The 22,757-nt window shown below is 66.5% G+C and carries 16 protein-coding genes and 1 pseudogene; 4 read left to right on the top strand and 13 right to left on the bottom strand.

Annotated elements, in window-relative coordinates; translation table 11 throughout:
• Window positions 1–88: 88 nt before the first annotated feature.
• The 8 genes from rseP to rpsB form a co-directional block, all read right to left on the bottom strand.
• Window positions 89–1,480, bottom strand: coding sequence for an RIP metalloprotease RseP (gene rseP / locus AC1DN0_RS11020; protein WP_441631984.1), 1,392 nt, complete (start codon window positions 1,478–1,480; stop codon window positions 89–91).
• Between the two features lie 138 nt (window positions 1,481–1,618).
• A complete protein-coding gene (gene ispC / locus AC1DN0_RS11015; protein ID WP_441631986.1) occupies window positions 1,619–2,797 on the bottom strand; it encodes a 1-deoxy-D-xylulose-5-phosphate reductoisomerase in 1,179 nt (392 codons plus the stop codon).
• Window positions 2,798–2,808: 11 nt separating this feature from the next.
• Complete coding sequence (locus tag AC1DN0_RS11010) at window positions 2,809–3,630, bottom strand: phosphatidate cytidylyltransferase (RefSeq protein ID WP_441631988.1); 822 nt, start codon at window positions 3,628–3,630, stop codon at window positions 2,809–2,811.
• A 33-nt stretch (window positions 3,631–3,663) separates the two neighbouring features.
• Complete coding sequence (locus AC1DN0_RS11005) at window positions 3,664–4,437, bottom strand: isoprenyl transferase (RefSeq protein ID WP_441631990.1); 774 nt, start codon at window positions 4,435–4,437, stop codon at window positions 3,664–3,666.
• A gap of 53 nt (window positions 4,438–4,490) precedes the next feature.
• Window positions 4,491–5,051 (bottom strand): ribosome recycling factor, encoded by a 561-nt coding sequence (frr, locus tag AC1DN0_RS11000; RefSeq protein ID WP_441631992.1) that lies wholly within the window; start codon window positions 5,049–5,051, stop codon window positions 4,491–4,493.
• Between the two features lie 118 nt (window positions 5,052–5,169).
• Window positions 5,170–5,880 (bottom strand): UMP kinase, encoded by a 711-nt coding sequence (gene pyrH, locus AC1DN0_RS10995; RefSeq protein ID WP_441631994.1) that lies wholly within the window; start codon window positions 5,878–5,880, stop codon window positions 5,170–5,172.
• Between the two features lie 285 nt (window positions 5,881–6,165).
• Entirely contained in the window at window positions 6,166–7,044 is an 879-nt protein-coding gene (gene tsf, locus AC1DN0_RS10990; RefSeq protein WP_441631996.1) for a translation elongation factor Ts, read from the bottom strand.
• Between the two features lie 261 nt (window positions 7,045–7,305).
• A complete protein-coding gene (gene rpsB / locus AC1DN0_RS10985) occupies window positions 7,306–8,049 on the bottom strand; it encodes a 30S ribosomal protein S2 (protein ID WP_477145715.1) in 744 nt (247 codons plus the stop codon).
• Between rpsB and AC1DN0_RS10980 the strand changes: the two genes are divergently transcribed.
• The 4 genes and pseudogenes from AC1DN0_RS10980 (at window position 8,048) to AC1DN0_RS10965 (ending at window position 13,818) form a co-directional block, all read left to right on the top strand.
• The gene (locus tag AC1DN0_RS10980; protein WP_441631998.1) at window positions 8,048–8,248 is read left to right on the top strand and encodes a hypothetical protein; all 201 of its coding nucleotides are present in this window, start codon (window positions 8,048–8,050) and stop codon (window positions 8,246–8,248) included. The two genes, rpsB and AC1DN0_RS10980, sit on opposite strands and share 2 nt — an antisense overlap.
• Before the next feature lie 266 nt (window positions 8,249–8,514).
• Window positions 8,515–9,336, top strand: a pseudogene (gene map, locus AC1DN0_RS10975) (type I methionyl aminopeptidase); the annotation flags it as partial.
• Between the two features lie 49 nt (window positions 9,337–9,385).
• Window positions 9,386–11,989 carry a [protein-PII] uridylyltransferase gene (locus AC1DN0_RS10970; protein ID WP_477111677.1) on the top strand — a complete coding sequence of 868 codons (2,604 nt, stop codon included), beginning with the start codon at window positions 9,386–9,388 and terminating at the stop codon, window positions 11,987–11,989.
• Between the two features lie 23 nt (window positions 11,990–12,012).
• Complete coding sequence (locus tag AC1DN0_RS10965) at window positions 12,013–13,818, top strand: pseudouridine synthase (protein WP_477145714.1); 1,806 nt, start codon at window positions 12,013–12,015, stop codon at window positions 13,816–13,818.
• 88 nt (window positions 13,819–13,906) lie between these two features.
• Here the strand turns inward: AC1DN0_RS10965 and AC1DN0_RS10960 are convergent, their stop codons facing one another.
• The 5 genes from AC1DN0_RS10960 to smc form a co-directional block, all read right to left on the bottom strand.
• A complete protein-coding gene (locus AC1DN0_RS10960; RefSeq protein WP_441633439.1) occupies window positions 13,907–15,052 on the bottom strand; it encodes a hypothetical protein in 1,146 nt (381 codons plus the stop codon).
• A gap of 121 nt (window positions 15,053–15,173) precedes the next feature.
• The gene (gene def, locus AC1DN0_RS10955) at window positions 15,174–15,707 is read right to left on the bottom strand and encodes a peptide deformylase (protein WP_035864901.1); all 534 of its coding nucleotides are present in this window, start codon (window positions 15,705–15,707) and stop codon (window positions 15,174–15,176) included.
• On the bottom strand, window positions 15,704–17,821 hold the full coding sequence (gene ligA / locus AC1DN0_RS10950) for an NAD-dependent DNA ligase LigA (protein ID WP_477102506.1): 2,118 nt from the start codon (window positions 17,819–17,821) through the stop codon (window positions 15,704–15,706). Before ligA ends, def begins: the two co-directional genes overlap by 4 nt.
• Window positions 17,822–17,855: 34 nt before the next feature.
• Window positions 17,856–19,235 (bottom strand): cell division protein ZipA C-terminal FtsZ-binding domain-containing protein, encoded by a 1,380-nt coding sequence (locus AC1DN0_RS10945; RefSeq protein WP_441633435.1) that lies wholly within the window; start codon window positions 19,233–19,235, stop codon window positions 17,856–17,858.
• Window positions 19,232–22,747, bottom strand: a complete 3,516-nt coding sequence (smc, locus tag AC1DN0_RS10940) for a chromosome segregation protein SMC (RefSeq protein ID WP_441633433.1) — start codon at window positions 22,745–22,747, stop codon at window positions 19,232–19,234. The genes AC1DN0_RS10945 and smc overlap by 4 nt, the downstream gene beginning before the upstream one ends.
• Window positions 22,748–22,757 lie beyond the last annotated feature (10 nt).

Below are 22,757 nucleotides of genomic sequence, written 5' to 3'. Positions count from 1 at the left end.
GCTCCGATGCTTCACGGGGCTGCGCCTTGGCTCAGCATCCGGCGCGTGGTGCCAGTGACACCGACACGCCGCTGCCGGCAACCTACGTCTAGCCGCGCGCAAGAAACAGCCGGCTGACGTCGTTGAACAAGGCGAGCGAAGTCAGGAGCAAGACGCAGGCGATGCCGACCTTCTGCAGCACAGCCTGCCAATGGTCTGGTACGGGCCTGCCAGTCAAAAATTCAACGCAATAATACAGCAAATGACCCCCATCCAATACCGGAATAGGTAACAAATTCAATACACCGAGGCTAACACTGACCAACGCCAGGAAGCCGACAAAGGGCTGCCATCCGAGGTGGGCGGCACGCCCGGCGTAGTCCGCCACGGTCAGCGGCCCGCTCAGGTTTTGCAGCGACGCCTGCCCCACCAGCATCTTGCCAAGCAGCTTGAGCGAGAGCGCGCTGGTGCTCCACACCTGCCCGATGGAGCGCGTCAGCGCTTCGACCGGCTGGTAGCGCACGGTCTCCATCTCGACCGCCTGGCTCAGCGCGGCACCCAGCTTGCCGGTGCCAGCCGCGGGTGCGCTGGCACCCTCGGCGGCGGGCACCGTGTCGAGTTTCACCGGCACGTCCAGGCGTCGCCCGTCGCGCTCGATGCCGAGCGTGACCTCCGCGCCGGGCCGCGCCCTGACGCCACGGATCAGTTCGCCGGCCTGGGTAAGCGCTTGTCCTTGCCAGGCCACGACGCGGTCGCCCTGGCGCAGGCCGGCGCGTTGCGCGGCGGAATCCGGCAGGACCTCGGTAATGGTGACCGGACCGCCCTTGAGGGCCAGCCCCAGCGTGGCAAGCGGATCCTGCTCCGGGTTGCCGCCAGTATTCGGCAAGCGCGGCAGTTTCACATCGCGCTCAGCGCCGTCGGCCGCGCGCACGTGCAGCACCGCGCTGGCGTCGCCGAATCCCTGCGCGAATATGGCCATGCGCAGGTCATTCCAGGAACGCACCTGCTCGGTCTCGCCGTTGGCCTGCAACGCGAGGACGCGATCGCCCTCCCGCAAGCCCGCCTCTGCCGCGGGCGTGCCTGCGGACGGCGCCGCGACGATGGGAGCCGCCTCTCGCATGCCGCCGGCAAACAGTACGAAATACAGCACCACCGCCAGGGCAAAATTGGCCAGCGGCCCGGCCGCGACAATCGCGAAACGCTTGCCGACCGGCTGCCGGTTGAACGCGCGCGGCAAATCCGCCGGATCAATGGGCGCGTCATGCTCTGGATCGCTCTCGCGCTCGTCGAGCATCTTGACATAGCCCCCGAGCGGAATCGCGGCGATGGTCCATTCGGTGCGATCGCGCCCCTTGGACACCCAGCGCAGCAGCGGCCGGCCGAAGCCGATCGAGAAACGCAACACCTTGACTCCGCACAGGCGTGCGGCCAGGTAGTGCCCCATCTCATGGAAATAGATCAGGATGCACAGGGCAGCGACGAAAGCGATTACGGTTTGCATGGCTGGCAGCTTGTCGTCAGGGGCTTACCGCCCCGATGGCACAAAGGACACACCGGGCGTCAGGCCCGGCAACCGGCGGTCCGGCATTTGCCGGAACACCGCTATTGTCGCCGATCCCGGCATCGCCCCCCGCCGGTTTCAGCACGAGCCGGCGCTATCCAGCAAGGCGCCGGCGCGGCGGCGCGCCTCGCGGTCGGCGTCCAGCACGCCCTCCAGGGTGTCGGCGCTGCCTTGCGTGGCCTGCCCGAGCACATCGCCCACAATGCGCGCGATGTCGGTGAACCGTATCCGACCTTGCAGGAACGCATCGACCGCGACCTCGTTGGCCGCGTTCAGGATCACCGGTGCGACCCCGCCCGCGCGCAGGGCGTCGAACGCCAGGCCGAGGCAGGGAAAGCGCACGAGGTCCGGGGTTTCGAAGGTGAGCGCGCCGGCGCGGGTGAGATCCAGCGGAGAAACGCCGGCGCGCATGCGCTCGGGATACGCCAGCCCGTAGGCGATCGGCGTGCGCATATCGGGGTTGCCGAGCTGGGCCAGCACCGAACCGTCGGCGTAGGACACCATGGAATGCACGATGCTCTGCGGATGGATCAGGACTTCGATGCGCTCGGCGGGCGCGGCGAACAGCCAGTGCGCCTCGATCACCTCCAGCCCCTTGTTCATCATGGTGGCGGAGTCCACCGAGATCTTGCGGCCCATCACCCAGTTAGGGTGGGCGCAGGCCTCGTCGGGCGAGATATCGCGCAGCGTGGCCGGGTCGCGGGTCCTGAAAGGCCCGCCGGATGCGGTCAGCACGATCTTGGACACACCCGCGCGGAAACGTGGATCGTCGGCCGGCAGGCATTGGAAGATGGCATTGTGCTCGCTGTCGATCGGCAGCAGCGTGGCACCATGCTCGCGTACGGCATCCATGAAGAGCCGGCCCGACATCACCAGCGCTTCCTTGTTGGCCAGCAGCACGCGCTTGCCGGCCCGCGCCGCGGCGAGCGTGGGGCGCAGCCCGGCAGCGCCGACGATGGCGGCCATCACCGAATCGACCGCCGGATCCGCCGCGACCGCTTCCAGCGCCGCCTCGCCGTAGCCAACCTCGGTCTTGACGCCATCGGCCCGCAGCAGCGCTTCCAGCTCGCCAGCGGCCTGCGCGGTGCCCACCACGGCATGGGCCGGGCGGAACTCGCGGCACAGGGCGGCCAGCTTGTCGACCTGCCGGTGCGCCGTCAGCGCATGCACGGCATAGCGTTCGGGGTGGCGCTTGACCACATCAAGCGTGCTGTCCCCGATCGAGCCAGTGGCACCCAGTACGGTAATACGACGCATATCAGATCAACTCAAAGATAAATGGCCAGCAACGCGGCCAGCGGGAATACGGGCAGCAGCGCGTCGATGCGATCGAGCACGCCGCCATGGCCTGGCAACAGCCTGCTGCTGTCCTTCATGCCGACCTGCCGCTTGAGCAGCGACTCGAACAGGTCGCCGACCACGCTGGCGATCACCAGCAGTGTCGAGAGCAGCGTCACGGCGGCCAGGCCGCTATGACCGGCCATGCGCGAAAACCAGGTCGGCGCAAAAGCCTGGGTAGCGGCCAGCGACAGGGCAATCGCCAGGACCAGCGCCCAGCCGCCGAAGGCACCTTCCCAGGACTTGCCCGGGCTGATGGCGGGTGCGAGTTTGCGCTTTCCGATGGCCTTGCCGACGAAATAGGCGCCGATATCGGCCGCCCAGACCAGCACTGCCACCGACAGCAGCACCCCGATGCCCAGCTCGCGCAGGATCAGGGTGGCCTGGCCGAAGGCGGGCAGCATGAACAAACCGAGAATGGCGCCCAGCAGCGTAAAGGCCGGTGTGGCACGACGCACGCCCCGTGCCAGCAAGACCACCGCCACACCCCAGCAAGCCACGCCGATCTGCAGCAGGAGCGTCAGCGCCTGCCGGCCAGCGGCATCATGCCAGCCAATCAGCGCCACCAGGCAGGCCAGGGCATAGACATAGGGCCAGGGGCCGCGCAGCCCGATCAGCCTGCCGAACTCCCAGCCCGCCAGGACGACAATCACCGCCACCAGGCCGGCCAGCGCCGACGGCGGCGCCAGGAAGAGGATCGGCAGGATCAGCAGCAACAAGCATACGGCGGTGATGACACGGGTAAGGAGCATGCGCTGCGGAGTTCCGGTGAAAAAAGAAAACGATCAGGCGGTGCCGGAAAGGCCGGAGGGCGCCACCACTTGCGCGCTGGTACGGCCGAAACGGCGCTCGCGCTGCCGGTACGAGGCAAACGCCTTGTCGAGCTCGGCCGCACCGAAATCCGGCCAGAACACATCGGTGAAATAAAGTTCGGAGTATGCCAGTTGCCACAGTAGGAAATTGCTGATGCGCTGTTCGCCGCCGGTACGGATGAACAAGTCCGGCTCGGGCGCATAGGCCATGGCCAAGTGCGGGGCGAGTACGGCTTCATCGACTGCCTCCGGCTCGAGCATGGGCGAGCGCGCCAGCATCTTGCGCATCGCCTGCAGCAAGTCCCAGCGGCCGCCATAATTGGCGGCGATGGTCACTGTCAGCCCGGTGTTGCCGGCCGTGCGGGCCTCGGCATCGGCGATCAGCTGCTGGATGCGCGGGCTGAAGCGGCTCAGGTCGCCAACCACCCTCACCCGGATGTTGTTGGCGTGCATCTTGACCACCTCGCGGCGCAGCGCGGTCATGAACAGCCGCATCAGGAACGAGACTTCGTCGGCCGGGCGGCGCCAGTTCTCGGAACTGAACGCGAACAGGGTCAGGTACTGCACGCCACGCGCCGCGCAAGCCTCCACCACCGCCCGGACTGCATCCAGGCCACGGCTGTGGCCGGCAACGCGCGGCAGATGCCGCTGGGTCGCCCAACGGCCGTTGCCATCCATGATGATGGCAACGTGACGGGGCACATAGGTGGATTCGGGGACGCTAAGCGTGGAACTGATGTGATGCATGATTGGAAACGGTAGCGGACACAGCGGCGGCTTGCAAGCCGCCGCACTTTGCGTCACACCGTCATGATCTCCTTGTCCTTCTCGGCAACCATCCTGTCGATTTCGGCAACGAACTTGTCGGTCAGCTTCTGGACGTCGTCCTGGCCGCGGCGCTCGTCATCCTCGGAAATCGACTTGTCCTTGACCAGCTTCTTGAACTGCTCGTTGGCATCGCGGCGCAGGTTGCGCACGGCGACCTTGGCACCCTCGGCCTCGCCCTTGACGACCTTGGCGAGTTCCTTGCGGCGCTCTTCGGTCAGCATGGGCATCGGCACGCGAATGGTTTCGCCCATGGTGGCCGGGTTCAGGCCGAGATCGGCATCGCGGATAGCCTTCTCGATGGCGCCGACCATCTTCTTTTCCCACGGCTGCACGCTGATGGTGCGGGAATCGGCCAGGCCGACGTTGGCCACCTGGCTGATCGGCACCGGCGAACCGTAATAATCCACCTGGACATGGTCAAGCAGACCCGTATGGGCACGACCAGTGCGAATCTTGGCCAGGTCGGCCTTGAACGCTTCAATGGTCTTCACCATCTTCTGCTCGGCGCTCTTCTTGATGTCGGCGACGCTCATCTTTACCTCCAAAACGGGTAATCATGACCCCGGATACCGGGATCGAAAATGAATCATTCTACTCTTTGCCGGACCGCATGCCACTCCTGGCGGCCACGCACCGGCGGCTGGCCAGCGATCAGACGTGCACCAGCGTACCCTCATCCTCGCCAAGAATCACGCGCTTGAGCGCACCCGGCTTCACAATCGAGAACACCTTGATCGGCAGCTTCTGGTCGCGGCAAAGGGCAAATGCCGTGGCATCCATCACCTGCAGGTTGCGCGAGATGGCCTCGTCGAAGGAAATGGTCGTGTAGCGCGTGGCGCTGGGGTCTTTCTTGGGGTCGGCCGTATAAACGCCGTCCACCTTGGTTGCCTTGAGCACGATCTCCGCGCCGATTTCCGCGCCGCGCAGGGCTGCCGCGGTGTCGGTCGTGAAAAAGGGATTGCCGGTGCCGGCGGCGAAGATCACCACCTTGCCCTCTTCCAGCTGGCGGATGGCGCGCGGGCGGATGTAAGGCTCGACCACCTGGTCCATGCGCAGGGCCGATTGCACGCGGCCCACGATGTCGGCGTGGCGCATCGCGTCCTGCAGCGCCAGCGCATTCATCATGGTGGCCAGCATGCCCATGTAGTCGGCCGTGGCGCGGTCCATGCCCGCCGCCCCGCCGGCCACGCCGCGGAAGATATTGCCGCCGCCAATCACCACCGCGACCTGGACGCCGAGCCTGACGATCTCGGCAATATCATTGACCATGGCCTCGATAGTGGCGCGGTTGATGCCGAAGGCATCATCGCCCATCAGGGCCTCGCCGGACAATTTCAGTAGGACGCGCTTATAGGCTGGCATATTGATCCCCGGAGCTGGTTCGGCTCGCACGAGCGAGCCGGAAATTTGAATGCGTGCGGCACGGATCGGCGTGCCGCCGCTGTAAAAGCCGGTTTTCGGGGTGGCCTGCTCCTGCACGGCAAACGCACGGCAAGTCAGACGACCGCGGAAACGGGCTACGGCGCCCGCGCCGCACGGGTAAGCGTGGCGCGGTCATTTGTGCCGAGGGGCACCTCGCGGTGCCCCTCGGCATTATACGGCGGCCGCCGGGGCACCCTGCCGGGTACCCGCCTGGCCGCCAGGACTTCAGGCCTTCTGGGCGGCTGCCACCTGGGCGGCCACTTCGGCGGCGAAGTCGTCCTGCTTCTTCTCGATGCCTTCGCCGACCACGTACAGGGTGAAGCCCTTGACCGTGGTGTTGACGGACTTGAGCATCTGCTCGACGGTCTGCTTGTCGTTCTTCACGAAGGCCTGGTTGAACAGCGACACTTCCTTCAGGTACTTCTGCACCGAACCGTCGACCATCTTGGCGACGATTTCAGCCGGCTTGCCCGATTCGGCGGCCTTCTGCTCGGCGATGCTGCGCTCCTTGGCGATCAGCTCGGCGGGCACGTCGGCGGACGACAGAGACACCGGCTTCATCGCGGCAACGTGCATGGCCACGTCCTTGGCAGCGGTTTCGTCGCCTTCGAACTCGACCATCACGCCGATGCGGGTGCCGTGCAGGTAGGCGGCCAGCTTGCCGCCGTTTGCGTAGCGCACGAAGCGGCGGATCGCCAGGTTTTCGCCGATCTTGCCGATCAGGGCGGTACGGGTGGCTTCAACGGAAACACCGTCGATTTCCAGCGCCGACAGCGCGGCCACGTCGGCCGGGTTCTGCTTGGCGACCAGTTCGGCGACCTTGGCCGAGAACGCCAGGAAGTCGTCGTTCTTCGACACGAAGTCGGTTTCGCAGTTCAGTTCCACCAGCGCACCGGTGTTGCCGTCGATGTACGACACGACCACGCCTTCGGCGGTGACGCGCGAAGCGGCCTTGCTGGCCTTGTTGCCCAGCTTGACGCGCAGCAGCTCTTCAGCTTTTTCCAGGTTGCCGTCGGCCTCGGTCAGGGCCTTCTTGCATTCCATCATCGGCGCGTCGGTCTTTGCGCGCAGTTCTGCCACCATGCTTGCGGTAATTGCCGCCATTTGTCACTCCTTGAATGGTTCGCCCCGRCCTGCCCGCAATCGATCTGGCGGGCCCGGGACCGGGGGTATGTTCAACTTCACCCGCGCCAGATGATGCCTGCGGCGGATGACAACAATTCGAAAAAAGGGGGCGTAAGATTCGCCCCCTTGATTGCCGGAAAGCCCCGGCTGCGCGCAGCGCACCGGCCCAGGGGCCGGTCGGCTAGCGGTGATGGTCAGCTTGCTGTGCGCGCGGTACGGGGTCCTTTCGGCAGCAAGCGCTTAGGCTTCTTCGACTTCGACGAAATCGTCGCCGCCGCGAGCGGCTTCAACCACGTCCTGCACGGCGTTTGCACGGCCTTCCAGGATCGCGTCGGCCACGCCGCGCACGTACAGGGCAACTGCCTTGCTCGAGTCGTCGTTACCGGGGATCACATAGTCGATGCCTTCCGGCGAGTGGTTGGTATCGACCACGCCGATCACGGGCACGCCCAGCTTCTTGGCTTCGGTCACGGCAATCTTGTGGTAGCCGACGTCGACCACGAAGATAGCGTCAGGCACGCCGTTCATGTCCTTGATGCCGCCGATGGACTTTTGCAGCTTGTCCATTTCGCGCTCGAACATCAGCGCTTCCTTCTTGCTCATGGTTTCCAGCGCGCCGGCTTCCTTGGCGGCTTCCATGTCCTTCAGGCGCTTGATCGAGATCTTGACGGTCTTGAAGTTGGTCATCATGCCGCCGAGCCAGCGGGCGTCGACGTAAGGCATGCCTGCGCGGCCTGCTTCTTCAGCCAGGATTTCGCGCGATTGACGCTTGGTGYCCACGAACAGCACGGTGCCGCGGTTTGCTGCCAGTTGACGCACGTACTTCAGCGCGTCCTGGAACATCGGCAACGTCTTTTCGAGGTTGATAATATGGATCTTGTTGCGATGGCCGAAGATGTACGGAGCCATCTTGGGGTTCCAGAAGCGGGTTTGGTGGCCGAAGTGGCAACCGGCTTCCAGCATTTCGCGCATGGTAACGGACATGAAAATCTCCAAAAGGGTTAGGTCTGAAGGCCGCCCCGACATTCCTGAAAAGGAACACCCCGGATGGACGGACTCGCAATTTCAAACTTCAAACAATTCACAAGCGCCGGGCGCCTGCAAACAAAGCGAACACGCAACAACAAGTAACGTGCCCGGCCTAGCAACCACCAGCCACGCCACCGCATGCATCGCCGGGTGACGAAAAGCCGAAAGAAAGCCAGCCCAAGATTGTAGCAACAAAACAGGACTTCGCTCAAGAGGCTAACTATGATGGGGAAGGTGGGCAGCCGTCGGAAAGCCCCGGGGCGCCTCGCGCGCCTCCCCGCGCTTGCGCCGCCCGCCCGGACCGCGCCCGCATCCGGCGCAGCCCGTTTTCGGCTGCGGTCGATGCCCGATGGTGCGATAATCCCACTTTCAGATTCGAATTAAGGCGCAGCCAGTGGCTTCGCCGCCACTTTTGCGAGTAGCATGAGCATCCATATCAAGAACGCCGACGACATCGCCCAAATGCGGGTAGCCTGCCGGCTGGCCTCCGAGGTCCTCGACTACATCACGCCCTTCGTCAAGCCGGGCGTCACCACCGGCGAACTCGACCGGCTGTGCCACGCCTATATGCGCGATGTGCAGGGCACGGTGCCGGCGCCGCTGAATTATGCGCCCCCGGGCTACCCCCCCTTCCCTGGCGCCATCTGCACCTCGGTCAACGACGTGATCTGCCACGGCATCCCGGGCGAGCGCGTGCTGAAGTCCGGCGACGCGGTCAATCTCGATATCACCGTGATCACCAAGGAAGGCTACTACGGCGACACCAGCCGCATGTTCATCGCCGGCGAGGGCTCGATCCTGGCCAAGCGCCTGGCCCAGATCACGTTCGAGTGCATGTGGAAAGGCATCGCCCAGGTGCGCCCCGGTGCCCGCCTCGGCGACATCGGCCATGTGATCCAGGTCCATGCGGAAGCCGCCGGCTATACCGTGGTGCGCGAATACTGCGGCCACGGCATCGGCAAGAACTTCCACGAAGACCCGCAGATCCTGCATTACGGCCGCCCGGGCACCGGCATGGAGATCCAGGCCGGCATGATCTTCACGATCGAGCCGATGGTCAACGCCGGCAAGCGCGACATCCGCACCATGCCAGACCACTGGACCGTCAAGACCCGCGACCGCAGCCTGTCGGCGCAATGGGAGCACACCATCCTGGTGACCGAGACCGGCTATGACGTGCTGACGGTCTCCGAGGGTACGCAGGCGCCACCCGCCTTCATTACGGATTCTGTCGCAGCCTGACGCTACGGGCGCCAAAGTTGGCGCCCTTCTTATTTCAGCCGTCCCTTCGATGCACTCAGCCCCAGCCATGGACGCCACGCCGGAACTCATCCTCGCCACCCGTGTTCGCGATCAGCTCAAAGCCGACAAGCAAGCCGTGTTCGAGGATTTCAACGCGCACGGCCACGTCGGCCAGCTGCTGACGCGCCTGCGGCGCGCGGTGGACAACGCGCTGACCGAAGCCTGGCGCGGACTGGGCCTGCCGGCGCATAGCGCGCTGGTGGCCGTGGGGGGCTACGGGCGCGGCGAACTGTTCCCGTATTCCGACGTGGACGTGCTGCTGCTGCTGCCGTCGGAACCCGACCAGGACACCACCGAACGGCTGGAGAAGTTCATCGGCCTGTGCTGGGATCTCGGGCTCGAAATCGGCTCCGCCGTGCGTACCGTGGACGACTGCATCCGCGAATCGCGCCAGGACGTGACCATCCAGACGTCCCTGCTCGAAGCGCGCCTGCTGACGGGCAACCGCGCGCTCTTCACCGAGCTGCAGACGCGCTACCAGGCCGACCTGGACCCGCGCGCCTTCTTCCAGGCCAAGCTGCTGGAAATGCGCCAGCGCCATGCCAAATATCAGGACACGCCCTACTCGCTCGAACCCAACAGCAAGGAAAGCCCCGGCGGCCTGCGCGACCTGCAGGTCATCCTGTGGATGACCAAGGCGGCGGGCCTGGGGGATAGCTGGAAAGAACTGTTCGAGCGCGACCTGCTGAGCGAACGCGAAGCGCAGGAACTGGCGCGCAACGAGCGACTGCTCAAGACCATCCGCGCGCGCCTGCACCTGGTCGCCGGACGCCGCCAGGACGTATTGGTGTTCGACCTGCAGACCGCGCTGGCCGAGGCCTTCGGCTACCGCCAGAACAACAACAAGCGCGCCAGCGAGCAGCTGATGCGCCGTTACTACTGGGCGGCCAAGGCGGTCACGCAGCTCAATATCGTGCTGCTGCTCAATATCGAGGCCATGCTGTTCCCCAGCGAATCCAAGGTGACGCGCGTCATCAACGAGCGCTTCGTGGAACGCCAGGGCATGCTGGAGATCACCAGCGACGATCTCTACGAGCGCGAACCCCACGCCATCCTGGAAACCTTCCTGGTGTACGAGCGCACACCCGGCGTCAAGGGCCTGTCGCCCCGCACGCTGCGCGGCCTGTACAACGCCCGCACGGTGATGGATGCCGGCTGGCGCAACGATCCGGAAAACCGCCGCCTGTTCCTTGCCATCGTGCAGGAGCCGCAGGGCATCACCCACGCGCTGCGGCTGATGAACCAGACCAGCGTGCTGGGCCGCTACCTGATCAACTTCCGCCGCATCGTCGGGCAGATGCAGCACGACCTGTTCCACGTCTATACGGTGGACCAGCACATCCTGATGGTGGTGCGCAACATGCGCCGCTTCGCCATTGTCGAGCACACCCACGAGTTCCCCTTCTGCAGCCAGTTGATGGCAACCTTCGACCGTCCCTGGGTGCTGTGGGTGGCTGCGCTGTTCCACGATATCGCCAAAGGCCGCGGCGGCGACCACTCCAAGCTCGGCACCGCCGATGCGCGGCGCTTTTGCAAGCAGCACGGCATCGGCCGCGAGGATACCGACCTGATCGCCTGGCTGGTCGAGCATCACCTGACCATGAGCCATGTGGCGCAGAAGCAGGACCTGACCGATGCCGACGTGATCCATGCGTTCGCGCGGGTGGTCGGCACCGAGCGCAACCTGACCGCGCTCTACCTGCTGACCGTGGCCGATATCCGCGGCACCAGCCCCAAGGTGTGGAACGCGTGGAAAGGCAAACTGCTGGAAGACCTCTACCGCATCACGCTGCGCGTGCTGGGCGGCGCCCGCGTCGATCCGCATTCGCTGTGGGCGCAGCGCAGGGACGACACGATCGCCCAGCTACGGCTCAAGGCGTTTGACCCGGAACTGGGCAAGCCGYTGTGGGCCCAGCTCGACGTSGCCTTTTTCCTGCGCCACGATGCGCGCGACATCGCCTGGCTCACGCGCCACCTGTACAACAAGGTGGACAGCCCAACGCCGGTGGTCAAGGCGCGCCTGTCGCCCGCCGGCGAAGGCCTGCAGGTAGCGGTCTACGTCAAGGACCAGCCCGACGTATTCGCCCGCATCTGCGGCTATTTCGAACGCAAGAGCTTCTCCATCCAGGAAGCCAAGATCCACACCACCCGGCACGGCTACGCGCTCGATACCTTCCAGGTAACCGATCCGGGCATCAGCAGCGATGCGAGCGGCAATTACCGCGACATCATTGCGCTGGTAGAGCACGAACTGGCCGAGCGCCTGCAGCAGCAGGCTGCCCTGCCGGAACCCACCCAGGGACGGCTGTCGCGCCAGTCGCGCAGCTTCCCGATCAAGCCGCGTGTCGACCTGCGTGCCGACGAGCGCGGCCAGTATTACCTGCTGTCGCTCTCGGCCAACGACCGCACCGGTCTTTTGTACGCCATCTCGCGCGTATTGGCCAAACATCGCATCTCGGTGCATACCGCCCGCATCAACACGCTCGGTGAGCGGGTGGAAGACGTTTTCCTGGTCGACGGCAGCCGCCTCGCCTCGGATAACAAACTGCAGTTACAGCTCGAACAGGACCTGCTGGCGGCGCTGGCCATCTAGGCCGGACGCCCCACATAGAAGATATGACCGATAGCAATTCGCCCAAGCGCAAGACGCTGGGCATCAAGGCCGCCTCCGAAGGCAACGCCCGCAAACCCGGCGCCACCCGGCCGGTGCGCGTGTCAGACCTGAACCGCGGTCGCGTACGCGCCGTGGTCGACGGCATCAAGCAGGCACAGGAGCGCGCCGGCGGCGGCGAGCGCTCGCGCAAGAAGGCGGAAGACGGTGCCCAGCGCCCGCCACGTGGCCCGCGCACCGGTGAAGGCCAGGACCGTCCCCGCCGCTTTGCCGGCGAAGGCGACGACCGTCCGCGCCGTTTCGGTTCAGGCGAAGGGCAGGATCGTCCGCGGCGCTTTGCTGGCGAAGGCCAGGACCGCCCGCGCCGTTTCCCCCCCGGTGAAGGCCAGGATCGTCCCCGCCGCTTTGCTGGCGAAGGCCAGGATCGCCCGCGCCGTTTCGACTCAGGTGAGGGTCAGGACCGCCCGCGCCGTTTCACCCCCGGTGAAGGCCAGGATCGCCCCCGCCGTTTCGGCCCYGGCGAAGGTCAGGATCGTCCCCGCCGCTTTGCTGGCGAAGGYAATGATCGCCCGCGCAATTTCGGTCCCGGTGAAGGCCAGGACCGCCCGCGCCGTTTCACCCCCGGTGAAGGCCAGGATCGCCCCCGCCGTTTCGGCCCTGGCGAAGGTCAGGATCGTCCCCGCCGCTTTGCTGGCGAARGTAATGATCGCCCGCGCCGTTTCGACTCCGGTGAAGGCCAGGATCGTCCGCGCCGTTTCGCCCCCGGCGAAGGCCAGGATCGCCCCCGCCGCTTCACCCCTGGAGAAGGTCAGGATCGTCCGCGCCGCTTCACCCCCGGCGAAGGTCAGGATCGTCTGCGCCGTTTCGCCCCCGGTGAAAGCCAGGATCGCCCGCGCCGCTTTGCCGGCGAAGGCAATGATCGCCCGCGCAACTTCGCCCCCGGCGAAGGACAAAGCCGTCCGCGCCGCGCGCACGATGCCGGCCAGGGCACGGGCGCGGAGCGCGCCGCGCCCGCGCGGCATGCGCCCCAGCCCAGCTCCGATGGCCTGGTACGCCTGTCCAAGCGGATGTCGGAACTCGGCCTGTGCTCGCGCCGCGAAGCCGACGAATGGATTCCGCGCGGCTGGGTGCTGGTCGACGGCCAGCCCGTCACTGAACTCGGCTCGCGCATCAGCCCGGACGCCAACATCGAGATCCACCAGGCTGCCCGCTCCGAGCAGGGCGAACGCGTGACCGTGTTGCTGCACAAGCCCGTCGGCTACGTGTCGGGCCAGGCCGAGGACGGCTATGAGCCGGCCGCGGTGCTGTTCGCGCCGGAGAACCAGTGGGAACTCGACCCCACCCGCAAGCGCTTCGCCCCGTGGCAGCGCAAGAGCCTGGCCCCCGCCGGCCGGCTCGACATCGACTCCACCGGCCTGCTGGTGCTGACCCAGGACGGCCGCGTTGCGCGCCACCTGATCGGTGAAGACTCGACGGTGGAGAAGGAATACCTGGTGCGGGTGAGCTGGGATTCGCCCGAAGGCCTGGTCGAGCGCGATATCTCGAAAGTCTTCCCCGCGGAGCTGATCGAGAAGCTGCGCCACGGCCTGTCCCTGGACGGCGAGGCGCTCAAGCCGGCCAAGGTCAGCTGGCAGAACGAGGAGCAATTGCGCTTCGTGCTGCGCGAGGGCAAGAAGCGGCAGATCCGCCGCATGTGCGAACAGGTCGGCCTGCGGGTCGTGGGCCTGAAGCGCGTGCGCATGGGCCGCATCGTGCTGGGCGACCTGCCGGTCGGCCAGTGGCGCTTCCTCGGCGCGTTCGAGAAGTTCTGAGCGCCTTGCCCTGAACGCTGGCGGCCAGGTGGCCGCCAGCGTTCACACTGATCGGCGCGTGCCAGCGCCCTGCCCCACTCCCGTCACCTCATAGCTGCGGCGCCCGGCAAGCCGCGCCATCGGCATTGGCCGTCTCCGCCAGCCCGAATACCGCTTTCGCCCCGCATTGCGAGCCAAGCATGCGCCCCTGGTTATGGCCGACGCCGACCACCTCGAAGGCCTGGTGGCGGACCGGCGGGCGCTGGCTGCCCAACGGGGCGGCAAGATAGCGCTCGTAGCGCAGGTAGCCGCGCGCCCGCTCCAGCCTGGTCGGGCCTTCGGCTTCGGCGCCGCAGGCCTTGTCGAGCACGCGGTGGTTGGGGTCGTTGTCTTCCGTCCCCACCAGATAGGTCACCTGGCGCTGCAGATAGCGGCGGAACAGCGCGTCGCCCGTCGCGCCGCGCGCATACGGCACCATGTCGCGCATGCCGTACCGGTATTTGTCGTAGTCCGCGCAAATGGCCGTGTCATAGCGTGCGAAGCCCTTGCCGCTCGGGCGCTCCGGCGTGAAATAGAGATACGACGAAGGATTCGCCACCACGTAGCGCAGGTCGATACCGCCCGCGCGAATGCGCTCGTCGACATTGTTCAGTACCGCATAGCGGTGCACCAGTTGCGCGCCGCCCGAATGGCCGGCAATCGTTACGCGGGTCACGGCCGGGAAGCGGCGCTTGTCGGTCACCATGCCGACGAGATCGTCCAGCACCTGCAGCGAGCTGGTCGAGTACGGTGGGTTGAGGGCATCCTCGCCGCCCATCCAGCCCTGCACGCTCCACACCGGCATATGGTCGAAGACCTTGCCCTTGGCCACGTCCGGCGTGCCGGGGAAATTGGGCGCCAGCAGCAGCACCTCGTCGGGATTGCGGCCGGTTTGCCTGAGCAAGTCCGCGCCGGCGGCGAAGTAGTCGTCGCCGTTACGCTGCAGCCCGTGCTGAACAAAGATCACCTCGCGGATGCCGCTCAGATCACCGTCCAGCGGATGGTTGGCATAGACCGGGAAATCGTAGGTCTGCGCGCCCGTGCCAAGCTTTACGCGCTGCCAGTGGGAGGCCGCCGCCTGTGGCGCCGCGGCGGTTGCCGGCCTGGCCTGCGCGGCACCGTTGTCCACGCCGGTCGCCGCGCAGCCGAACTGCGCGGCGACCGCGAGCGCAAGCAGCGCGATCGGCGCGTAACGCCCACGGCGCAATGTCCTCATGTCCCGTCTCCTGATACCGAAGCGGCACAACGCCTGGCCGCCGCTCCATTCTCGTTGGTGAAGTCGCACCGCGCCAGGAAGCGCGGCGACGGGAAGGCCCCCGCCGCGCCGGGCGAAGCGATCAGTCGTCGCTATTGGGAGGCAACTCGGGGAACAGTACCTCGGTAAAGCCGAATCGCGTGAAATCCCGCACTCGCATGGGATAAAGGATACCCTGCAGGTGATCGCATTCATGCTGCACCACCCGCGCATGGAAGTCCTCCGCCACCCGCTCGATGCGCGCCCCCATCATGTCGAATCCGGTGTACTTCAGCCGGGTATAGCGAGGCACCACGCCACGCAAGCCCGGTACCGACAGGCAGCCTTCCCAGGCCTCGTCCTGCTCCTCGCCAATCGGCGTCAGCTCGGGATTGATCAGCACGGTCTTGGGCACGGTCGGCGCATCCGGATAGCGCGGATTGCGATCGAAACCGAAGATCACCACCTGGAGGTCCACGCCGATCTGCGGCGCGGCGAGGCCAGCGCCGTTGGCGTGATCCATGGTGTCGAACATATCGTCGATCAGCAGCCGCAACTCCGGCGTATTGAAGCGCGTGACCGGGCGCGCTACCTGCAGCAGGCGTGGGTCGCCCATCTTTAGAATGTCACGGATCATCCTTGATCTCCGGTTTGAATCTCGGCCAGCAAGGCCAGCATGGCGGCCTCGTCAAGCACGGGCACGCCGAGCGCCTCGGCCTTTTCCAGTTTGCTGCCAGCTTCCGCGCCGGCCACCACGTAGTCGGTCTTCTTCGACACCGAACCGGCCACCTTGGCGCCGGCGGCTTCCAGCATTTCCTTGGCGGCCTCGCGCGACAGCGTGGGCAGCGTGCCGGTGAGCACGAAGGTCTTGCCGGCCAGCGGCGCGGGCGCGGCGCGCGCCGCCGGTTCGCTTTCCTGCCAGTGCACGCCGGCCGCGCGCAATTGCTCGATGACTTCCACATTGTGCGGCTCGGCAAGGAAGTTGGCGATCGACTGCGCCACCACCGGGCCTACGTCGTTGACCTCCAGCAAGGCGGCCTCATCGGCGGCCAGCAGGCCATCCAGCTTGCCGAAGTGCTTGGCCAGGTCCTTGGCCGTCGCCTCGCCCACATGGCGGATGCCCAGCGCGAAGATGAAGCGGTTAAGCGTGGTCTCACGCGACACTTCGATGGCCGCCACCAGGTTGGTGGCCGACTTGTCGGCCATCCGGTCCAGCGCTGCCAGCTTGGCGACGCCGAGCTTGTACAGGTCGGCGGGCGTATGCACGATGCCCAGGTCGACCAGTTGCTCGACTACCTTATCGCCCAGGCCCTCGATATCCATGGCGCGGCGTTGCGCGAAATGCAGCAGCGCCTGCTTGCGCTGCGCCGCGCAGATCAGCCCGCCGGTGCAGCGCGCGATCACCTCGCCTTCCAGCTTTTCGATATGCGATCCGCACACGGGGCACGTTGTCGGCATGACAAAGGCGCGGGCATCGGCGGGCCGGCGCTCCGGCACCACCGCCACCACTTCCGGAATCACATCGCCGGCGCGCCGCACGATCACGGTATCGCCGATATGGACGTCCTTGCGGCGGATCTCGTCCTCGTTGTGCAGCGTGGCATTGGTCACGGTCACGCCGCCCACGAACACCGGCGCCAGCCGTGCCACCGGCGTGATGGCGCCGGTGCGGCCAACCTGCACTTCAATGTCCTCGACCACCGTGGTCATTTCCTGGGCGGGAAACTTGTGCGCCAGGGCAAAGCGCGGCGCGCGCGACACGAAACCGAGCTGCTCCTGCTCCGCCAGCGCATTAACCTTGTACACCACGCCATCGATGTCGTACGGCAAGCTGCCACGGCGCTCGCCCACGCCACGGTAGAAGTCCAGCAGCCCCTCGGCGCCGCGCACTACCGCGCGTTCCGCGCAGACCGGCATCCCAAGCCCGGCAAACCAGTCGAGCATGGCGCTGTGCGTATCGGGACGCGGCGCGCCCTGCAGTTCGCCCAGCCCGTAGGCGAAGAACGACAGGGGCCGCCTGGCGGTGATGCGCGGGTCCAGCTGGCGCAGGCTGCCGGCAGCGGCATTGCGCGGATTGACGAAGGTCTTTTCGCCCGCCTCGGCCTGCCGCGCGTTGAGCTTGTCGAACTCGCGGCGGTACATGAAGACCTCGCCGCGCACTTCCAGCACCGCCGGCGCCGCCCCGCGCAAACGCAGCGGAATGGCCTTGATGGTGCGGACATTGACGGTTACGTCTTCGCCGGTTTCGCCGTCGCCGCGCGTGGCGGCCTGCACCAGCCGGCCGTCTTCATAGCGCAAGGACATGGCCAGGCCATCGAACTTCAGCTCGCTGGCATATTCCACGGCATCGGCGGTGCCGAACAGGTCGGCCGTGCCCTCCGCCGGCGCGGTCCGCGCCAGCCCCTGCGCGCAACGGCGATCGAATGCCACCACATCTTCGTCTTCGAAGGCGTTGTTGAGCGACAGCATCGGAATGGCGTGGCGCACCGTGTCGAATGCCGACAGCGGCTGTCCGCCCACGCGCTGGGTGGGCGACTCCGGCGTCAGCAAGTCGGGATGGGCCGCCTCGATGTCCTGCAGCTCGCGGAACAGCGCGTCGTATTCCGCATCGGGAACCGACGGCGCGTCGAGCACGTAATACTGATAGTTATGCCGCTCCAGCTCGGCGCGCAGCCAGTCAGCGCGCGCGGCGGGAGAATCGCCGGCAGGTGCGGGGGCTTGCGCCGCCGCACCTTCTCGTTGGGAACTCATGCTGAATGACCGGATCCGATGTCGTACTGCTGTTTCAGAGACTGAACAAACGTAGGGTCACGGGCGAGCCTGCGGGCATGCCGCGCGCCTCGAGCTTGTCGTAGAGCGTTTGCAGCTGGCCGAAGATGGCGACGAAGGACGACTCGCTCAGCGGCCGCATATTGTCGTCGACCAGTTGCGCACCCATGCGCTGCGCCAGGCTGTAGCCATACTCGCACACCGTCTTGAACGGCTTGGTCGCCTGCGCCGCCGACGGCACGTCGAGCAGCAGCGTGATCTGACGGCCAGCCTTGGCCGTCAGATCGTCGCGCAGGAAGTTGGTGTCGCCGAACTGCAGCGTGAACAAGGCACGCTGAACGCCATCGGCGCCGGCCTGGTAGCGGGTAAAGCGGGTGCCGTCGCGCGACAGCACCAGGCCGTCCTGGGTCGCCACAGTCTGCACGTAGGCGGCCGACCACGGCGCGCCGTCGGAGATCACATTGACGCCAAGCTGCACGTCGCAGCTTGCGGCAAACCCATCCAGCTCGCGACCGTTGGCGACCGTCTCGCTCATGTCGGGCAGCTCGGCAGACGCATCGAGCGACTCCGCCAGCGCTTCCACCGCGTTGACGAACTCGGAAAACTCGAGCGCATTGAGCGCCCCACCCCGATTGGCGAGTTGTACCGCTACCTGCAGGTCTTCGTACTGGTGACCGGCGGTGACCGCTTCCCACGCATTGGCCTCGGCGCGCAGGCCCTCGATATGCACCTGTTTGGTCCCCGCGCGGCGCAGGCGGCCGGTGAGCGGCAGGATGCGGTCACCGGAGCTCTTGCGCTCCAGGTGCAGCGGCACGATGCAGTCGATCAGCGGATCAATCACCGCGGGCGTGGGCTGGCCGTCGGGGACGGCGGGCTCGACATAGGCTTCCTTGCGCGGCGCGGCTTCCTGCTGCGCGGTCGCGTGGCCTTCGCCTTCCTCGTGCGCTGCGTGTTCGGCATGCCCCCCGTGTTCGGCGTGCGCCTGCGCCACCGGCTGGCCAGCCGCGGCTTGCACACCTTCGGCGTCCGCTGGCTTGCGCGAGGCGGCATGGCCGGATGCCGGCGCGGCGGCGATGGCGACTTCGTCGGCCACCGCTTCATCGGCATCCGCCGAACTGGCGGCCATGCCGGCCGCCACGGCGGCAGCGTCCAGCGGCGAGCCCGACAGCGTGGGCTCGCGCCGCTCGACGACATGCGCGGCCGGCGGCTCGTGCAGCTTGGCACTGACTTCCGGCGTCACCACCGGGCTGACCACCGGCTCGCGCATCGGCGGCAGGTCGTCCTCGGGCTGCAGCGCGCGCGGGCGGCGCGCCTTGCGGATCTGCCATTGGTTATAAGCCACCACCAGCAGCAGCAGGACAATGCCTGCCACGATAAGGGCAGTCTGGAGCGTCATGCTGCCTCCGCCATCGACATCGCTGCGTCCATATCCACGGCGACGATACGCGAGACGCCTTGCTCCTGCATCGTCACGCCAATCAACTGGTGTGCCATTTCCATTGCGATTTTATTGTGGGAAATGAAAACAAACTGGGTCTTGTCCGACATGCGCGCCACCATATTGGCGTAGCGCTCGGTATTGGCATCGTCCAGCGGCGCGTCCACCTCGTCGAGCAGGCAGAACGGTGCGGGGTTGAGCTGGAACATGGCGAACACCAGCGCAATCGCGGTCAGGGCCTTCTCGCCGCCGGACAGCAGGTGAATCGTCGAGTTCTTCTTGCCTGGCGGCTGCGCCATCACCTGCACGCCCGCGTCGAGGATTTCGTCGCCGGTCATGATGAGCTTGGCCTGGCCGCCGCCGAACAGCGACGGGAACAGCTCGCCGAAGTGGTGGTTGACCTGGTCGAAGGTCCCCTGCAGCATCGCGCGGGTTTCCTGGTCGATCTTGTGGATCGCGTCTTCCAGCGTGGTGATGGCGTCGATCAGGTCGGCCGATTGCGCATCGAGGAAGGTCTTGCGCTCGCGCGCGGCCGCCAGCTCGTCCAGCGCCGCCATGTTCACCGGCCCAAGCGCGTTGATGGCGTTGTTCAGGCGGGTGACTTCGCCTTGCAGGTAGGAAGGCTTGAGGTCCGGGGTCAGCTTCTCGGCCAGCGCGTCCTCGTCCACCTCGGCGGTGGTCAGTTGTTCGCTGAACTGCTCCTGGTTCAGGCGCGCGGCCTGTTCCTTCAACTGGTATTCGGTGATGCGGTCGCGCAGCGGCTGCAGGCTGCGTTCGGCGGCCAGGCGCTGGTCGTCGTACTGGCGCAGCTGCGCTGACAGCGCATCGAGTTCCGTGCGGGCGAGCTGGAGCTTTTCTTCCTTCTCGGCACGGCGCTCCAGCGCATCCTGCAGGCCGGTGTGGGCGGTCTGCTCGTTGATGGTTTCCAGTTCGGCGCGCGCGTCTTCCAGCGACTGGGCAAGGCGCTCCGACTGGTCGCCGGCTGTCTGGATATTGCGGCGCAGCTCTTCGATGCGGTTGGCGAGATTGCGCTCGGCGAACAGGGCTTCCTGCGCCGCGCGCTCGAAATCGCGCAACTGGTGCCGTGCCGAAGACAGCTTGCTGTCCAGCGCCTCGAAGGCCATCTGGTGGTCTTCGTGCGTGGCCTGCATTTCGGCCAGCGCGGCGTCGTGATGCTCGAAGCTGGCTTCGGATTCGGCGCGGATGGCGCGCTGCTCTTCGATCTGCGCGCCGATTTCCGCCAGCTCCTCGCGGATCTGGCCGCTGCGCGCGGCATAGCGCTCCATGGCCTGCGACAGCTTGAGCACGTCCATCTGCAGCGCGTGCACGCGGCGGGTGGCCTGCTCGCTGCCCCCGCGTGCCTCCGTCAGAGCGGCGCTGGCCTGGGTGTAGGCCGCTTCGGCGCGTACCGCCTGGCTCTTGGCCTCATCCGACAGCAGCATCTGGGCGCGCGCCTGCTTCTGCAGGTTCTCGATTTCCTGCTCGCGAGCCAGCATGCCGGCCTGCTCGGAATCGGCAGCGTAGAGGTGGACCGAGCTGCGGCCCACCAGGTGGCCCTCGGCCACGACAAAAGATGCGCCTTCCGGCAGCGTGGCGCGCTGGGCGAGCGCCGAAGCCATGTCGGTGGCGGTATAGACATCGGCCAGCCAGTCTTGCATCACGGCCCGGATGCCGGGCTCGGTGATCTGCACCAGCGCCATCAGCGGGCGCAGGCCGGCAGGGGTTTCCTGCGGGCGTGCGGCCGGCGGCGGCGAGTAGAAGGCCAGCTTGGCGGGCGGCGCGTCGGACAGGAAGGACGTGATCCAGTCCAGGTTGGAGACTTCGAGCGCGGCGAGTTTTTCGCGCAGCACGGATTCCAGCGCGCTTTCCCAGCCCGGCTCGATATGAACCTTCTTCCACAGGCGCGGCAGTTCGGCCAGGCCGTGCTTGGCCAGCCAGGGCTGCACCTTGCCTTCGGTCTGAACGTTTTCCTGGAGCTGCTTCAGCGCGGCCAGGCGGGCTTCCAGCGATGCGATCGCCGCGGCCTCGCTCTGCACACGTTCCTGCGCGCTGCGGCGCCCGGCGTCCAGGCGCGGCACGCTTTCGGCGGAATCGGCCAGGATGGCCTGCGCTTCTTCCAGCACGGCTTCCTGCTCGGCCAGTTCGGCGCGCTGCTCTTCCAGGCGGATTTCATCCGGGCGGTCGAGCCCCTTCTCCTCGCCGGACAGGCGTTCGCGGCGCTGTTCCAGCTGCTGCAGCATCTGGTCGGCGCTGCGCTGCTGCGCGGCTTCGAGCTTGAGCGCCTGCTCGGCCTGCATGATGCTGGCGCGCTGCTCGTTGGACAGCGTCTGGGCATCGCGCCACTGGGCTTCCAGCGTGGGCAGCTCGTCGGTCTTGTGCGCCACCGCCTCCTGTGCCTCGACGGTGCGGCCTTCCGCCACCGCCAGTTCTTCCTCGGCCTGCGCGAGCGCGTCGGTGGCCTGCTCGGCCTTGCCCTGCCACTGCTCGCGCTGCGCGGTCAACGCGGCGATCTGCGCCTGCACGCGATTGCGCGATTCCACCACATAGCGGATCTCGGCCTCGAGCTTGCTGACCTCGGCATTGGCTTCGTACAGCGCGCCCTGCGCGGTGTGCATGTTGTCCGACGCCGCATAATGCGCGGCGCGCATGGTTTCGAGTTCGGCCTCGACGTGACGCAACTGCGCGGTCTGGGCTTCGAGATCGATCTGCGCCTGTTCGATGGCGCGCGTGTGCCGTTCCTGCTCGGCCTGCGCCTCGCGCTTGCGCAGCAGCCACAGCAGGTGCTGCTTTTCCTCGCCGTCGGACTGCAGCGTCTTGAAGCGCTGGGCCACTTCGGCCTGGCCTTCGAGCTTGTCCAGGTTGGTGCCGAGTTCGCGCAGGATGTCTTCGACGCGGGTCAGGTTCTCGCGTGTGTCGGACAGGCGGTTTTCGGTCTCGCGGCGGCGTTCCTTGTATTTGGACACGCCGGCGGCTTCTTCCAGGAAAATCCGCATGTCGTCGGGCTTGGCCTCGATGATGCGCGAGATCATGCCCTGCCCGATGATGGCGTAGGCGCGCGGCCCCAGGCCGGTACCCAGGAAGATGTCCTGGATGTCGCGGCGGCGCACGGCCTGGTTATTGATGTAGTACGAGGACGTGCCGTCGCGGGTCAGCACCCGCTTGACGGCGATCTCGGCATATTGGCTCCATTGCCCGCCGGCACGCCCCTCGGGGTTGTCGAACACCAGTTCGACGCTGGCGCGCCCGGCCTGCTTGCGGGCCGTGGAGCCATTGAAGATCACGTCCTGCATGGACTCGCCGCGCAGCTCGGAGGCACGCGACTCACCCAGCACCCAGCGCACCGCATCGATGATGTTCGACTTGCCGCAGCCGTTGGGACCGACGATGCCGACCAGCTGGCCGGGCACTTGAAAATTGGTGGGATCGACAAAGGACTTGAAGCCCGCCAGTTTGATCGAGGACAGTCGCACGGTTGGTCGT

This window comes from Cupriavidus sp. 05N39, from assembly GCF_056397325.1.
The sequence above is the reverse complement of the archived record's forward strand: the minus strand, read 5'-3'. Positions and strand labels throughout refer to the sequence as shown.

Excerpts from the sequence above, each read along its gene's own strand:
- rseP (WP_441631984.1), bottom strand. The coding sequence starts at position 1,480 with ATGCAAACCGTAATCGCTTTCGTCGCTGCCCTGTGCATCCTGATCTAT.
- ispC (WP_441631986.1), bottom strand. The coding sequence starts at position 2,797 with ATGCGTCGTATTACCGTACTGGGTGCCACTGGCTCGATCGGGGACAGC.
- AC1DN0_RS11010 (WP_441631988.1), bottom strand. The coding sequence starts at position 3,630 with ATGCTCCTTACCCGTGTCATCACCGCCGTATGCTTGTTGCTGCTGATC.
- AC1DN0_RS11005 (WP_441631990.1), bottom strand. The coding sequence starts at position 4,437 with ATGCATCACATCAGTTCCACGCTTAGCGTCCCCGAATCCACCTATGTG.
- frr (WP_441631992.1), bottom strand. The coding sequence starts at position 5,051 with ATGAGCGTCGCCGACATCAAGAAGAGCGCCGAGCAGAAGATGGTGAAG.
- pyrH (WP_441631994.1), bottom strand. The coding sequence starts at position 5,880 with ATGCCAGCCTATAAGCGCGTCCTACTGAAATTGTCCGGCGAGGCCCTG.
- tsf (WP_441631996.1), bottom strand. The coding sequence starts at position 7,044 with ATGGCGGCAATTACCGCAAGCATGGTGGCAGAACTGCGCGCAAAGACC.
- AC1DN0_RS10980 (WP_441631998.1), top strand. The coding sequence starts at position 8,048 with ATGAAAATCTCCAAAAGGGTTAGGTCTGAAGGCCGCCCCGACATTCCT.
- AC1DN0_RS10960 (WP_441633439.1), bottom strand. The coding sequence starts at position 15,052 with ATGAGGACATTGCGCCGTGGGCGTTACGCGCCGATCGCGCTGCTTGCG.
- def (WP_035864901.1), bottom strand. The coding sequence starts at position 15,707 with ATGATCCGTGACATTCTAAAGATGGGCGACCCACGCCTGCTGCAGGTA.
- ligA (WP_477102506.1), bottom strand. The coding sequence starts at position 17,821 with ATGAGTTCCCAACGAGAAGGTGCGGCGGCGCAAGCCCCCGCACCTGCC.
- AC1DN0_RS10945 (WP_441633435.1), bottom strand. The coding sequence starts at position 19,235 with ATGACGCTCCAGACTGCCCTTATCGTGGCAGGCATTGTCCTGCTGCTG.